The organism is Xanthomonas hortorum (assembly GCF_024339125.1).
GTDB lineage: Bacteria > Pseudomonadota > Gammaproteobacteria > Xanthomonadales > Xanthomonadaceae > Xanthomonas > Xanthomonas hortorum.
Genome location: NZ_CP101417.1, coordinates 5,392,727 through 5,406,781, shown reverse-complemented (window position 1 = coordinate 5,406,781; position 14,055 = coordinate 5,392,727). Strand labels below are relative to the sequence as shown.

General features: G+C 64.8%; 10 protein-coding genes. 4 read left to right on the top strand and 6 right to left on the bottom strand.

Annotated elements, in window-relative coordinates; translation table 11 throughout:
- Entirely contained in the window at positions 1 to 978 is a 978-nt protein-coding gene (locus tag NMB96_RS23165) for a glycoside hydrolase family protein (RefSeq protein ID WP_255085839.1), read from the bottom strand.
- Positions 979 to 1,418: 440 nt separating this feature from the next.
- The gene (locus tag NMB96_RS23160) at positions 1,419 to 2,300 is read right to left on the bottom strand and encodes an outer membrane protein assembly factor BamD (protein ID WP_006450711.1); all 882 of its coding nucleotides are present in this window, start codon (positions 2,298 to 2,300) and stop codon (positions 1,419 to 1,421) included.
- A 119-nt stretch (positions 2,301 to 2,419) separates the two neighbouring features.
- Between NMB96_RS23160 and rluD the strand changes: the two genes are divergently transcribed.
- From rluD to NMB96_RS23140, 4 genes are all read left to right on the top strand, one after another.
- Positions 2,420 to 3,415 carry a 23S rRNA pseudouridine(1911/1915/1917) synthase RluD gene (gene rluD, locus NMB96_RS23155; protein WP_255085838.1) on the top strand — a complete coding sequence of 332 codons (996 nt, stop codon included), beginning with the start codon at positions 2,420 to 2,422 and terminating at the stop codon, positions 3,413 to 3,415.
- Position 3,416: 1 nt separating this feature from the next.
- On the top strand, positions 3,417 to 4,232 hold the full coding sequence (gene pgeF, locus NMB96_RS23150; protein WP_183086676.1) for a peptidoglycan editing factor PgeF: 816 nt from the start codon (positions 3,417 to 3,419) through the stop codon (positions 4,230 to 4,232).
- Between the two features lie 2 nt (positions 4,233 to 4,234).
- A complete protein-coding gene (locus tag NMB96_RS23145) occupies positions 4,235 to 4,762 on the top strand; it encodes a DUF4166 domain-containing protein (RefSeq protein WP_023904894.1) in 528 nt (175 codons plus the stop codon).
- 85 nt (positions 4,763 to 4,847) lie between these two features.
- Entirely contained in the window at positions 4,848 to 5,273 is a 426-nt protein-coding gene (locus NMB96_RS23140) for a thiol-disulfide oxidoreductase DCC family protein (protein WP_043889388.1), read from the top strand.
- 262 nt (positions 5,274 to 5,535) lie between these two features.
- Here NMB96_RS23140 and NMB96_RS23135 read toward each other — a convergent pair whose 3' ends face one another.
- From NMB96_RS23135 to NMB96_RS23120, 4 genes are all read right to left on the bottom strand, one after another.
- Positions 5,536 to 7,404: a methyl-accepting chemotaxis protein gene (locus NMB96_RS23135; protein ID WP_255085837.1), complete on the bottom strand. Its 1,869-nt coding sequence runs from the start codon at positions 7,402 to 7,404 to the stop codon at positions 5,536 to 5,538.
- 429 nt (positions 7,405 to 7,833) lie between these two features.
- Positions 7,834 to 10,272, bottom strand: coding sequence for a glucose/quinate/shikimate family membrane-bound PQQ-dependent dehydrogenase (locus NMB96_RS23130; RefSeq protein ID WP_193726414.1), 2,439 nt, complete (start codon positions 10,270 to 10,272; stop codon positions 7,834 to 7,836).
- A 607-nt stretch (positions 10,273 to 10,879) separates the two neighbouring features.
- The gene (otsA, locus tag NMB96_RS23125) at positions 10,880 to 12,247 is read right to left on the bottom strand and encodes an alpha,alpha-trehalose-phosphate synthase (UDP-forming) (protein ID WP_023904889.1); all 1,368 of its coding nucleotides are present in this window, start codon (positions 12,245 to 12,247) and stop codon (positions 10,880 to 10,882) included.
- Positions 12,244 to 14,022 carry a glycoside hydrolase family 15 protein gene (locus tag NMB96_RS23120; protein WP_255085836.1) on the bottom strand — a complete coding sequence of 593 codons (1,779 nt, stop codon included), beginning with the start codon at positions 14,020 to 14,022 and terminating at the stop codon, positions 12,244 to 12,246. The genes otsA and NMB96_RS23120 overlap by 4 nt, the downstream gene beginning before the upstream one ends.
- Positions 14,023 to 14,055: the final 33 nt, after the last annotated feature.

Genomic DNA, 14,055 nt, shown 5'->3' with positions numbered 1-14,055 from the left:
TCAGTAGCCGGGCGCGCCGGCTGCCGCTGCGGTGGCCGGTGGTTGCGCGAAGCGGGTGAGCAGGTCCAGGGTCGGCTTGGGCCGCGCCAGGTCGTACATCAGGCCGAAGTGGCCTTCGGCGCCCTGGATCGTGGTCTGGTCCAGCAATTCGTACACGTTCACTTCGGACACCACGTCGGCATAGTTGGCGCGCACGTTGCTTAGCAACTGCGCCAGGCTGTCGTAGCAGCCGCGATCACCTTCTGCACCGCCGGTGGTATTGCCGGTATAGATCTCCGCACAGTTCAGCTCGTTAAAGAATACTGGCGTGTTGTAGGTCTGCGCGGCAGTGCGTAGCTGGCCAAGATACAACTCGGTCCAGTAACCGGCATCGCGGTGGAAGGCGTAGTAGTGGAAGCTGATATGGTCGAAGTTGAAGCCGGCCGCCTTGGCCTTGGCCAGAAACCAGAGCGAGCCATTGCGATCGCCCGGGCAGCGCGCGTTGGCGCTGCGGTCGTCGCTGTTGCAGGCGGTGATGTTGATGGTGAAGCGCAGGCCCGCGCCCAGTTCGTTGGAAGCCTGGCGCATGCCCAGATACATCGTGGTCATTGCGGCGATGCGGGCATCGGCCTCGGCGCGGACCAGATCCTGTTCGTTGCCGATCTCCCAGACCTTGATGTCGGCCGCATAGCGACGCGCCAGTTGATAGCCGATCTCGCGCGACATCGGGTAGACCATCGGGCGCAACGTGATGCCGTACTGGCGCGCCAGCGGGACCAGGGCATCCAGCGTTGCGTAATCGCGCGGGTCCACATCGAACCGGTAGCTGCGCAGGTTGCGCGCGGCCAGCAGTTTGAAGCGTGCCTCGGCCTGGGCCATGTGGTAGCCGGGGCGATTGTCGTGGGCGTTGACGCCGTAGACGATGGGCGCCGCAGTAGCGGTCGCGGTCAGTGTCGCCAGCAACAGCGCGAGCATCGACAAGACGATGGAGCGAGACATGCGGCCTCCTTGGCTGGCGCCGGTGGGGAGTCGGATCTTCTTCGGGGTCGAGTATAGGCAGCCAATCGCGGCTGTTAGGTGATCTGGCGCCGGTTCCTGGATTTGCGCAGAGTCCACCGCTGTGTCGGCAGACAGGTGAATTGAGCGGGCCACTACTCTGCGGCCTGGCTGCAGAGCCGTCGATCTGCGACCTGGCTGCAGGGCCCTTGCCCGCCCACCATCGCGGGACACGCTGCAAGTACGTCCTTGTAAGCTCTTACGCGGCATCCATGCCGCGTAAGGTCCCGCGACGGTGGGCGGGCAAGGACCAGTCGAGATGGTCGGTGTGCATGTTTTCAACAAAGCACCGACTCACTCTCTGGTGAAGGCATCGCGCCCTCGATCGGCTCAGCGTTTGAGCTGAGCTTCTGACTGCATTTAGAAGCAGCTATGACGCAAACTTAGTCGCGACTCATCTGCGAGTTGCGCTCGCCACTGGCGGCAGATTTCTCGCCAGCGAACGGGTTGAGCTTGCGGATGGCCCACGGGTACTTCGGCCAGTTGCCGGTCAGCCACGGATGCTGCGGGCTGTTGAGCTCCAGCACGCGGCGCGCGTCGGCGGCCAGGGTCTTGTTGCCCAGGTGTGTATAGGCCTCGGCCAGCACCGCGACTGCGTCGTACTGGTAGGCGCTCTGCGGATAGGTTTCCAGCAGGTAATTGGCACGACCGGCCGCCGAGACCCAGGCATTGCGACGCAGGTAGTACAGCGCGTTGTCCAGCTCATGCTGGGCGAACACGTCGCGCAGTTCGATCATCCGCTTGCGCGCATCCGGCGCGTAACGGCTGTTCGGATAGCGGTCGGTGACGGTGTTGAAGTCGTTGTAGGCCTGCTGCGGCGAGGACAGATCGCGACGGCTCGGGTCCAGCGACCACACGCGGCGCAGGAACACCGTGTCGCGGTTGCTATTGGCCAGCCCGCGCAGGTAATACAGATACGAGATGTTGCGATGGGTCGGGTAGGTGCGGATGAAGCGGTCGACGCTGGAGACGGTGTCGTCGTGCTTGCCGGCCTTGTACTGCGCATACGCAGTCTCGATCATCGCCTGCTCGGTGTACGGGCCGTACGGGTACTGGGCGATCAGGCGCTTGTAGCTGGCTTCGGCGCCGGCCCAGTTGCCTTTCTCCATCAGGCCGTGACTCTTGCCGTACAGCTGCTCGACCGGCATGCCCTCGTCGGGATTCTTGTTCTTGGCGCCGCGGTGGCAACCGGTGACGACGAACGCCATCACCAGCATGAGGGCAATCAGGCGCGCAGGCGCGGAAAACGTGGACCGTCGGATCATGGGTCTGGGCAGGACGCATCAGGAAAACGAGAGCGCGATGATAGCCTAGTGGCCTGTCCGGCGACTGACTCCCGCCGCCCGGACCCCAAATTCCCGCTTTTGCCTGAGTGCCTGTGTCCATGTCCGACCCATCTGCCGAACCCCTTGACCCGTCCATCCGCCAGGCCATCGTGCCCGACAACGCCGCAGGGCGCCGTTTCGACGCGGTGCTGGCCGAGCTGTTCCCCGAATTCTCGCGCTCGCGGCTGTCGGAGTGGATCAAATCCGGCGATGCGCTGCTGAACGGCGAAATGGCGCGTCCGCGCGACACCTTGCGCGGCGGCGAGAGCGTGCAGGTGCAGGTGGTGCTGGAAATCCAGACCCGTTCCGAGCCGCAGGACATCCCGCTGAGCGTGTTGTACGAAGACGACCAGGTGCTGGTGATCGACAAGCCGGCCGGGCTGGTGGTCCACCCGGGCGCGGGCAATCCGGACGGCACCCTGGTCAATGCGCTGCTGTTCCGCGACCCGGCGCTTGCGGCCGTGCCGCGCGCCGGCGTGGTGCATCGCCTGGACAAGGACACCAGCGGCGTGATGGTGGTGGCGCGCACCGTGCAGGCGCAGACCGCGCTGGTGGAGCAGCTGTCCGCGCGCGATGTGCATCGCCAGTACCTGGCGGTGGTGGTGGGCGCGCTGGTCTCCGGCGGCACCGCCAATGCGCCGATCGACCGCCATCCGCGCGATCGGCTGAAGATGGCGGTGCGCGACGACGGCCGCGATGCGGTCACCCATTACCGCCTGCGCGAGCGCTTCCGTGCGCACACCGCGCTGGAATGCCGGCTGGAAACCGGGCGCACCCATCAGATTCGCGTGCATATGGCGCATCTGAAATCGCCGATCGTCGGCGACCCGCTGTACGGCGGCGCGCTCAAGTTGCCCAAGGGCGCCAGCGACGAATTGGTGCATGAATTGCGCACCTTCAAGCGCCAGGCGTTGCATGCCGAAACCCTGGAATTCCTGCATCCGGTCAGCGGCGAGCCGGTGCGCGCCAGCGCGCCGGTGCCGGTGGATCTGCAGCGGTTGATGACCGCGTTGCGCGAAGACAGCGTGCGCAACGCCGAGCAGGCACGCCGCTAAGGTGGCAGCCGTCGCGCCGTTCGTGTTGCCGGCCAACTGGCCGGCACCGCCGCGCATCCACGCACTGACCACGCTGCGTTACGGCCTGGGCGAATCGCAGGCGCCGTTCGACACGCTCAACCTCGGCAATCGCAACGCTGCCGACGGCGACGTGCCGGAACGGGTGGAGCGCAACCGGGCGCTGCTGGTCGAGGCGCTGGCACTGCCCAGCACGCCGCACTGGTTGCGCCAGGTGCATGGGGTGGAGGTGGTGCGCTTCGCTGCGCCGCCGGTTGCGACCGGCGAGCCGATCAGTGCTGCGGAGGATGTCGCGCCGGGTGCGCGGGAAGCGGTTGCCGATGCTTCGGTGACCGACGTGCCCGGCGTGGTGCTGGCGATCCTCACCGCCGATTGCTTGCCGGTCGTGCTCGCCGCTGGCGATGGCAGCGAAGTCGCCGCCGCACATGCGGGTTGGCGCGGGTTGGCCGACGGCATGCTGGAGCGCAGCGTGGCGGCCATGCGCACGCCGCCGCAGCACATGGTGGCGTGGTTGGGGCCGGCGGCGGGGCCGCAGGTGTACGAAATCGGGCAGGACGTGTTCGACGCCTTCGTCGCGCACGATGCGCAGGCGCAAAGCGCATTTGTCGCCACGCGCCCGGGGCACTGGCTGGTGGATCTGTATGCCTTGGCGCGTCAGCGCCTGCAGCAGGCCGGTGTGCCGGCTGGCGCCATCCATGGTGGTGGGTTGTGCACCATTTCCGACCCGCAACGGTTCTTCTCGCATCGTCGCGATCGCCGTAGCGGGCGCATGGCCACGCTGGCCTGGATCGCGCCCTGAGCATGCCGTTGTTCGCGCAGGTGCTGGGGCAGGGCGCCTTCGCGCAGCTGCCTGTGCCGGTGCGTGCGCTGCATTCGGTGCAGCTGCGGCAGACCTTTGCCGGTCGGGCGCAGATCCAGCGCGGTCGCCATCTGTTGGTGCCAGTGCTGGCGATGCTGAGCCGGTTGCCGCGCAGCGGCGAAGTGGAGGTCGAAGTGGAGTTTCTTGCCGACGCGAATGGCGAGCGCTGGCATCGCTGTTTTGACGGCCTGCCGATGCACTCGCGCTTGTGGCGGCACGGCAACGGCTTGCGCGAACACCTGGGCGCAGTGCGCTTCGAATTCGCGCTGCACGCCGATACGCAGTCGCTGTACTGGCAGGCCATCCGGGTGTGGGCGTTCGGCTGGATTCCGCTGCCTGCGCGCTGGTTCGAGCAGGTGCGTTGCCGCGAGCATGCCGACGCTGGCCGCTATGGATTTCTGGTCGACGACGTGCACCTGCCGCTGGTCGGCCCGTTCATTCGCTACGAGGGTTGGCTTGAACCGCGTTGATCCACCGTTCGTTGAGGTGCCTCACGTGGAGCTGCCTCAATCGGAGCCTTCTCACCCAGAGCCGCCTCGCGTGGAGCCGCCTCGCGTGGAGCCGCGCTGCGGTAAGCCAGGCGAAGCGCGCGCGACCATCGTGTTCGATGGCGTGTGTCTGCTGTGCAATGGCTGGGTCAAATTTCTGCTGCGTCACGATCGGCATGGGCGTTATCGCTTTGCCGCAATGCAGGGCCAGGCCGGGCGCGCGCTGTTGTTGCAGCACGGTCTGGATCCGGACGACCCGCTGTCGTTTCTACTGGTGGATGCCAGCGGTGCGTGGACCGACAGCGATGCGATCGTGCGGGTCCTGGCTGGCTTAGGCGGCGTCTGGCGGCTGGCCACGGTGTTGCGCGTAGTGCCCAGCAGTGTGCGCGACATCGGCTATCGCCTGATCGCACGCAATCGCTATCGCTGGTTCGGTCGCACCGAGCATTGCATGCTGCCAAGCCCCGAGCAGCGTGCACGGTTTCTTGATTAGCGCTTATCTTAGCGAGCGAGCTCCGCGTAGGAGCGCACTTGTGCGCGACGGGCGTTACCGATAACGCTTCATCGCGCGCAAGCACGCTCCTACGATAGCGCGCCGATTTTCACGATGGCTGGTTATTCGGTCGCATGTGTTTGATCTGGAACTGCGGACCGGCACGTTTGCTTGTCGTAGGAGCGCACCTGGGCGCGATGGGCGTTACCGGTAACGCCCATCGCGCCCAGGTGCGCTCCTACGGTGATTCCGTGACGGCCGCTTACGCCGCCGCGTTTCCAAAACTTGCACGCACTACGTTTGCGTTGCCGCTATGGGCAGGCTGCAGGCGGAAGATCGACACCGCATCGGCCAGCTCCACGGCCTGTTCTTCCAGGCTGCGTGCAGCGGCGGTGGCTTCTTCCACCAGCGCGGCGTTGCGTTGGGTGACTTCGTCCAGTTGCGCGACCGTGCGGTTGACCTGTTCGATGCCGCTGGATTGCTCGGCGCTGGCGGCGGTGATCTCGCTCATGATGTCGGTGACGTGTTTGACCGAGCCGACGATCTCGCGCATGGTCGCGCCGGCGCGGTGCACCAGGCCCGAGCCCAGTTCGACCTTGTCGGTGGAGTCGGCGATCAGCGTCTTGATCTCCTTGGCCGCATCGGCCGAGCGCCTCGCCAATGCGCGCACTTCCGAGGCGACCACGGCGAAACCACGGCCTTGTTCGCCCGCGCGTGCGGCTTCCACTGCGGCGTTGAGCGCCAGGATATTGGTCTGGAAGGCGATGCCGTCGATGACGCCGATGATCTCGCCGATCTTGCGCGAGGCGGTGCTGATCTGGCTCATGGTGGACACCACATCGTCCATCACCTTGCCGCCGCTCTGCGCCACTTCGCCGGTGCCCACCACCAGGCGATTGGCCTGCAGTGCGCTTTCCGCATTCTGCTTCACGGTGGAGGTGAGTTCTTCCATGGAGCTTGCGGTTTCTTCGAGGTTGGCGGCCTGTTGCTCGGTGCGTTCGGACAGGTCGGTGTTGCCGGCGGCGATTTCCACCGCGGCCTGGCGAATGGTGTCGGAGGCAACCTGGATGCCGCCGATGATTTCGGTCAGACGGAGCACGGTCTGGTTGGTGTCGTCGCGCAGGCGCGCAAAGATGCCGTGCGCATCGCCCTCCACACGCTGGGTGAGGTCGCCTTCGGCCATGGCGCCGATCACGCGTGCCAACGCGGCCAGGTGGGTTTCCACCGAGTCGTAGATGCGGTTGATGCCCTGGGCCAGCGACAGCAGTACACCGTCCATGCCGTCCATCTGCATGCGCCGGCTGAAATCGCCGACCGCGGCGGCATCGATGATCTGGATCAGCGCCTGCTCGGCGTTGACCTGCGCGGTGACGTCCATCCACTGCGCGATGGTGCCCAGCTTGGTGCCGTCGGCGGCGATGACGGGGCTGTAGACGAAGTCGATCTGGCGGCCGAAGAACGGCGCGCGCACCGCTTTGGAAGCGGTCAATGCGCGCATGCGGTCGATCGCCGCCTGGCTGTCCGGATAGATGTCGCCGATGCTGCCGCCGACGAAGCCTTCGGCATGGAAGCTGGGGCGGAAGCTCTGCACATCCGGCTCGATCAGCTTGAGCATTGCGAGCAATTTGCGATTGGCGAACAGCACCTGGCCGTCGTCGTCGGCGATGCGGATCATGGTGTCCAGATCGTCCAGCGCCTTGATCACGAACTGGCCATGGCGCAGGCCTTGTTCCATCACGTCGATGCGGATGGCCAGCTTGTCCTGGGTCGCCTGCAGCGCCTGCAGCAACGGCGCAAGCTCGCCGGAGGCATTGCGCAGCTCCACGCGCTGGAAGCGCTCATCGCCCATCGCAGCGACCACGCCGATCGCCTGCTGCAACTGTGCGCTGGTGCGACGGCGCGACCACCACCACAGCCCTGCACTGGCGATGCCCACCACCAGCAGTGCCGGCAACATCCGTCCCAGCTCGCTCCAAAAACCACCGGGCACCAACGTGGCGGCGTAGAGCGTCAGCAATACCAGTAGCCCGATGTGCGCAGCGGCGGGAAGCCAGGCCATTCCGGTGGCACGCGCAAGGCTCCTGCCGGCAGATGGGCGGGGGACAGCGGTGGCATCGTGTGAAGGCAACATAGGCTGGGGTCCGACTAGGTGATCTGGGATGGGTCTGCGTCCGGCAGGAAATACGCTGCAATGGGGGTATCGGCGGCTGAGCCCGAATCATGACGGCGTGAAATTGCCGTTCGTCGGAATGTGGGCGCTAAGCGGACGAAATGGCCGATGTGATTGATTTGGAAGCGGTTTCAGTTCGGTTTGGTACGCGGTGGAATGGTTGTGCGGTGTCGGTATCTGATTTTTCAAATGTAAATTTCGAGTGAAATATCACTAGCTGGTTTCACGCTGGAATCTCCTCTGCGGTAGGCGTTTTAGAAGCGCGCACGCCTCCCATCAGCCGCGACACTCGCAACCGCTCTTACGATTCCCACTTCCAATCCCCACAAAAAAACCGACCGTCTCGCGACGGTCGGTTCGATTTGCACAAACTAACGCAGTGTTGGCCGATTACTTGGCCGGCGTGGCCTGCGCATCGTCCGGCAGCGCCCAGGCGATGACGCTGTCGCCGGACTTGGTTTCCATGCGGTCGTGTCCACCCACGGCGGCCACGATGTACTGCTTGCCGTCGATGGTGTAGCTCAGCGGGGCTGCCTGCGGGCCGGCCGGCACGCGGGTCTCCCAGACCTGCTTGCCGGTGCGGGTGTCGAAGCCACGCATGAAGTCGTCCAGGGTCGCGCCGATGAAGGTCACGCCGCCGGCGGTGGCCAGCGAGCCGCTGTTATTGGGCGTACCGATTTCGAACTTGGTCTTGGACGGGATGCCCATCGGGCCCTGGTCGTAGCCGGTGCCCAGCGGACGGCGCCAGATCACCTGCTGCGTGCGCAAATCCACACCGGAGATGTAGCCCCACGGCGGTGCCACGCACGGGGTGTTGAGCGGCGACATCCACGGCTCCTTGCGCGCGCCGTAGGCCAGGCCCTTCTGCGCCATGTAGCCGGGGGTCTTGCTCTTGCCGTCGAACACCGAGACCACGCCCAGCTCGTTCATTTTCTCGCGGGTATAGACCTGCAAGGTGTAGGGCAGGCGATTACTGTTCATCACCATGATGCCGCGCTGCAGATCGACCGAGACGCCGCCCCAGTTGATGCCGCCGTGGTTGCCGGTGAACGCCAGCGAGCCTTGCAGGGTCGGCGGGGTGAACATGCCTTCGTAGCGCAGCTGCTTGAACTGAATACGGCAGGCCAGCTGGTCGAACGGAGTCATGCCCCAGGCATCGGATTCGATGATGGTTTCGTACTCGCGGCTCGGCGCGCCCACGGTATTGGGCATGCCCGGCGAGATCGGCTGCGTGGCAGCGGTAAAATCGCCGTGATCGGTGCCTTGCGGCACGGCGATCTGCTTGACCGGCATGATCGGCTCGCCGGTGGCACGGTCCAGCACGAACACTTGGCCGGACTTGGTGGCCTGGATCACCGCAGGACGGGTACCGCCGCCAGCGACCGGCCAATCGACCAGGTTCGGCTGCGGGCCGATGTCGTAATCCCACAGGTCGTGGTTGACGGTGCGGAAGTGCCAACGCTCCTTGCCGGTGGCCGCGTCCACGGCGACCAGGGAGGCGGTGTATTCCTCATCCTGCGGCGTGCGGCCCTTGCCGAAGAAGTCGCCCGAGGCATTGCCGGTGGGCAGATAGACCAGGCCCAGCTCGTCGTCGGCGGACATCAGCGACCACACGTTCGGGGTCGAACGGGTATAGGTCTGGCCGGCCGGCGGCTCGGCGGTGATCGCCGGGTTGCCCAGGTCCCAGGCCCAACGCAGCTGGCCGGTGAGCGCATCGAAGCCACGCACCACGCCCGAGGGCGCATCGCCTTCCTGGCCGTCGCGCACCTGGCCGGTGGGCTGGATCACCACACCGCGCATCACCACCGGCGGCGAAGTCGGGCCGACGAAGCCCGGCTTGGTGTTGCCGGTGCCGGCATTGAGGTCCACATAACCGTTGTTGCCGAAGCTGGTGCACAGCTTGCCGGTCTGCGCATCCAGCGCGCCGAGGCGGCCGTCGACCATCGGCCAGAAGATCCGGGTCGGGCACTCGGCGGTGCCTTCCGGTGCCTGGTAGTACGACACGCCACGGCAGGTGGTGGCGGCAACGCCGGCCATCGCCTTCGGGTTGGTCTGCGGGTCGAAGCGCCAGCGCTCCTTGCCGTTGGCCGCTTCCACCGCGATCACCTTCTGGGTCGGGGTGCAGATGTAGAGCAGCTCGCCGACCTTGAGTGGGGTGTTCTGGAAGGCGTAGCCCAGCTTGGAGCCGGCCGGCTTGAGATCGCCGGTATGAAATTCCCAGGCCACCTTGAGCTGTTTGGCGTTTTCCGGGGTGATCTGCGCGCCCGGAGTGTAGTGGTTGGACAGGTTGGAGCCGGCGTACGACGTCCAGTTGCTGGCATCGTGGTTGGCCGCGACGTTGCCGTCCGGGCTGGGCACGTTGGCGCGGCTGAACGGGGTTGCGTTCTCGGCCGGCAGCTTGGAGGCATCGGCCAGTTCGACATTGCGCGGTACCAGCAACGGCCACAGGATCAGCGCTGCGCCCAGGATCGGCAGCACGCCGGTCACCAGCACATAGCCCAGACCCGACAACGGCTGCATGCGCCGACGCGCCACACCCCAGAACGGCAGCAGCACCAGGCCGAGCACCGACATCATGGCCAGCCGCGGGACCAGGCCCCAGCCATCCAGGCCCACTTCCCACAGCGCCCACGCGATGGTGGCCGCCAGCGTGGCGCCAAACAGCCACAGGCCGGCACGCTTGCCCAGCGCCAGCAAGACGCCAGCCAGGAACAGGCCGATGCCCGCCAACAGGTAGTACCAGGAACCGCCAACGGCAACCAGGCGGCCGCCTTCGTAGGCAAGCACCGCACCGAGCACGGCGATCACCACCGCATAGGCGACCAGCAACCAGGTGCCTAGCCCACGTTTTGAGGATTGATCAGTCATTTTTGAGATGTCAGGAAGGACCCAGGCACCAGCAAACGGTGGCGAGTCGTGGAGGGAGAAAGATCACAGGCTGGCAAAGGGCGGCCCCGATCTAAAGAACAACGTCCTAAACAAGAACGTCAGGATATGAACGCGCAGCCCCTCCCAGGGTCCTCAGCGCTAATCATGTGAATATTTTAGACCGCAAATACCCGCGTGTCCGTGACGGAATGAGAACCAGCGTTCCAACCTGTGTCGATGGAGTGCTGAAATTGCTCAAATCGGTAAGGAATGGGGGGGCTGCTGGTGCCAGACGGTCTTGGTGGCATTCGTGTGCGGCGACGAATGCATGATGCTGCCATAGCTCTATTTCGCTATTGACTCGGTCGGCTGAGCGGGGATTCGGGATTCGGGAATGGAGATTCGTGTCAGCCGGGATTTTTCACTTGGCGCATTTTCCACGTGTACGGGCAAACGTACCCTCATCCGCCCTTCGGGCACCTTCTCCCGATGGGAGAAGGGATGCGCCAGTGCGCGGCGCATCTGTGTGCTGGTAGCGCGTGTGCGCGGGTAGCTCGGGAAACCAGATTCAAATATCGGCCAGTGCCTGCAAGTACCGCTGGCGCCAGTGATTGATGTTGTTCTTGCGCAGGTGATCCATCATCGCCCGCCAGCGTTCGATGCGCGTGGCCAGCGGCATGCTCGCCGCGGTCGCAATCGCATCGGCTACGCCATCCAGATCGTGCGGATTGACCAGCAGCGCTTCTTTCATTTCATCGGCTGCGCCGGCCAACAGCGACAGCACCAGCACGCCCGGATTTTCCGGATCCTGCGCCGCCACGAATTCCTTGGCGACCAGATTCATGCCATCGCGCAACGGCGTGACCAGACCGACCGAAGCGGCGCGATAGAAACCGGTCAACGTCGCATGGCTGAAGTTCTGATTGACGTAGCGCAGCGGCGTCCAATCCGGCTCTGCATGTCCACCGTTGATGTGGCCGGCGATCTGCTCCAGCTGCCCGCGCAGCTGGCGATACTCGTTGACGTCGCCGCGCGACACCGGCGCGATCTGCAGATAGGTCAGGCTGCCGGATTGCTCCGGATAGCGTTCCAGATAGCGCTCGAATCCCTGGAAGCGTTCCGGCAGGCCTTTGGAATAATCCAGACGATCGACACCGATCGCCAGCTGCCGGCCGCGCAGGCTTTCGCGCAGATCGCGCACCGCCTGCTTGCCGACCGAGGCCTTCGCCTGGTTGGCGATCAACTCGGTATCGATGCCGATCGGGAAAGAGGCGGCGCTGAAACGACGCCCGCCAGGGCCCTCGACGATGTCGCCTTCGAGAATGCGCCCACCGCCGAACAGACGCACGTACGCCTTGAAGCGCTCCGCATCGCGCTGGGTCTGAAAGCCGACCAGGTCGTACGCATAGAAGGTGCTGAACAGGCGCGCGTGATCGGGCATGGCCTGCATCAGGTCGGCCGAGGGCATTGGCACATGCAGGAAGAAGCCCATCTTGCAGCCCACCCCCAGCTCGCGCAGCATCGCGCCCAGCGGAATCATGTGGTAATCGTGGATCCACAGCGTGTCGCTGTCTTTCAGCAACGGCGCCAGTTTTTCCGCAAACAGCCGATTGACGCGCATATAGCCTTCGCGCGTGGCGCGGTCGTAATCGACCAGGTCCAGGCGAAAGTGCAGCAGCGGCCACAGGGTGCGATTGGCGAAGCCGTTGTAGTACGAATCGATGTCGCGTTTGTTGAGGTCCATGGTGACGAACTTGATGTCGCCATCGGTCTGCTCATGCATGCCGCCGCTGTCGCCGCGCACGGTCTTGCCGCTCCAGCCGAACCACACCCCACCACGCTCCTTGAGCGCGGCCAACAAGCCAACCGCCAGGCCGCCCGCACGGTTTTCGCCGGGCACTGCAACGCGGTTGGATACCACCACCAAACGACTCATGACGCCTCCTGCCAGCTCCGCGACAAGCGCATTGCTGCAATGATCAAACCCACATGCGAATAGGTCTGGGGGAAATTCCCCCAGGCTTCGCCGTCTTCAAACGATAGATCCTCGGACAGCAAGCCGAGGTGATTGCGGCGCGAGAGAATGCGCTCGAACAGCTCGCGCGCCTCGTCCTTGCGACCGATCGCGGCCAGCGCGTCGATGTACCAGAACGTGCAGATGGTGAAGCTGGTTTCCGGCGCACCGAAGTCATCCGGTGCGATGTAGCGATACAGCGCATCGCCATGCTTGAGCACGCGACCGACGGCTTCCACGGTGCGCACGAAGCGGCTGTCGTCGTTGCCCACGATGCCGATATCGGCCAGCAACAACAGCGAGGCATCCAGGCGGTGACCACCGAGCGTGTCGGTGAAATGGCCGTGTTCGTCGCTCCAGGCTTCCGTCAGCACGCGCTCGCGAATGCTGTCGGCACGTTCGCTCCAATACACGCTGCGCTCGGGCAGCACCAGGCGGTCGGCGATCTTGGACAGGCGATCGCAGGCGGCCCAGCACATCGCGGCCGTATACGTATGCACTTCGGCGCGGCCGCGGAATTCCCACAGGCCGGCATCGGGGACGTTGTGCAGCGCGAATGCGCGCTCGCCCAGCGGCTCCAGGCGACGGAAAGTATCCGCATCGCCCTGATCCTTCAGACGCAGATCGAAGAACAGCTGCGTCGAAGCCAGCACCACGCTGCCATATACATCGTGCTGCTTTTGAATCCAGGCCAGGTTGCCGCGTCGCACCGGGCCCATGCCGCGGTAGCCGTCCATGGTGTCGACTTCGTGCTCTTCCAGCTGCGATTCGAAACCGATGCCGTATAGCGGCTGCAAGGTGCCATCGCTGGTGGCGATGTTGAAGATATAGCCGATGAATTGCTCCATCGTGCGCGTGGCGCCCAGGCGATTGAGCGCGCGCACCACGAAGGCGGCATCGCGCAGCCAGCAATAGCGGTAGTCCCAGTTGCGTGGGGTATTGGGCGCTTCCGGAATCGAGGTGGTCATCGCCGCGATGATGGCGCCGCTGTCTTCGTACTGGCACAACTTGAGTGTGATCGCGCTGCGGATCACAGCCTCTTGCCAATCGAGTGGAATCGACAGATAGCGCACCCATTCGCGCCAGTATTCTTCGGTGCGTTCCTGCGCTTCCTGCACGTAACCGGTGAGCGAGCGGGTGAGCGATTCGTCCACGCCCAACACCAGATTGACCGGGTGGCTGAGCACGAACGGCAAGCCATCGCGCACGAAGCGCACCGGTACATCGGTGGTCAGGCGCAGGGTGAATTCCGGCAGTACCCAACGGATGTGATTGCTGCCCCAGGTGGTTTCCGGGGTGCGGCCGCCCCAGTCGGCCAACGGGCGTGCGCGCACCACGATGCGTGGATTGCCAGCCAGCGGGCGGATTTGCCGGATGATGCTCACCGGCCGATAGAAACGCCCGTTGTTGCGCCAGCGCGGCGCGAAGTCGATCACTTCCACTTCGCCGCCGTGGATGTCGCGCAACACGGTGCGCAGCACGGCGGTGTTGGGCAGGTAATGCTGCTCGCTACTTTCGAAGTCCTCCAGCTCAACGGCAAAGTCGCCGCCTTCGCCCTTGGGCGAGAGCAGCGAACAGAACGCCGGGTCGCCATCGAAAGCCGGCAGGCAACTCCACACCACACGTGCCTGCCGATCGACCAATGCACCGAAACTGCAGTTGCCGATGACGCCCAGATCCAGGTTTGGCTCGGTCATGGAGTGCGAACGATCCTTTTTGAAGAGAAGAGG

What these genes read in the sequence shown, in the direction of transcription:
- NMB96_RS23160 (WP_006450711.1), bottom strand. Translation starts at nt 2,300, where the DNA reads ATGATCCGACGGTCCACGTTTTCCGCGCCTGCGCGCCTGATTGCCCTC.
- NMB96_RS23120 (WP_255085836.1), bottom strand. Translation starts at nt 14,022, where the DNA reads ATGACCGAGCCAAACCTGGATCTGGGCGTCATCGGCAACTGCAGTTTC.
- otsA (WP_023904889.1), bottom strand. Translation starts at nt 12,247, where the DNA reads ATGAGTCGTTTGGTGGTGGTATCCAACCGCGTTGCAGTGCCCGGCGAA.
- rluD (WP_255085838.1), top strand. Translation starts at nt 2,420, where the DNA reads ATGTCCGACCCATCTGCCGAACCCCTTGACCCGTCCATCCGCCAGGCC.
- NMB96_RS23145 (WP_023904894.1), top strand. Translation starts at nt 4,235, where the DNA reads ATGCCGTTGTTCGCGCAGGTGCTGGGGCAGGGCGCCTTCGCGCAGCTG.
- NMB96_RS23165 (WP_255085839.1), bottom strand. Translation starts at nt 978, where the DNA reads ATGTCTCGCTCCATCGTCTTGTCGATGCTCGCGCTGTTGCTGGCGACA.
- NMB96_RS23135 (WP_255085837.1), bottom strand. Translation starts at nt 7,404, where the DNA reads ATGTTGCCTTCACACGATGCCACCGCTGTCCCCCGCCCATCTGCCGGC.